The 278-nt window shown below is 62.2% G+C and carries 1 pseudogene; it reads right to left on the reverse strand.

The features are described 5' to 3' along the window. A pseudogene (locus EN852_RS43100) lies at positions 1-252 on the reverse strand (leucyl aminopeptidase family protein); the annotation flags it as partial. Between the last annotated feature and the right edge of the window lie 26 nt (positions 253-278).

The following is a 278-nucleotide window of genomic DNA, read 5'->3' on the forward strand; positions in this document are numbered from 1 at the left end:
GCCGGCCTCGCCGGAAAAGCCGTTTGCCCTGGCCCAAGCGACAATAGACGGCGACAGACCGGCCGCCTCCAGGCCGTCCCTGCCGACCAGATGGACCGGCAGTGGGTTCTTCAGCTTGTTCTCGACCAGTTCCACAGCCATCAGATGTTTCTCCTGCCGAGCTCGCCCCGAGTCGGCGCTTCTTAACCCTCCGTTAGGGTTAACAGAATATTTCTGCTGGAGGGAAGATGGCCACGCAATGGCCACGCGCATGAATGGAGGCCCAGGGTGCCGATGCC

Origin of the sequence: Mesorhizobium sp. M2E.F.Ca.ET.209.01.1.1, assembly GCF_004010375.2 — a bacterium.
Lineage (GTDB): Bacteria > Pseudomonadota > Alphaproteobacteria > Rhizobiales > Rhizobiaceae > Mesorhizobium.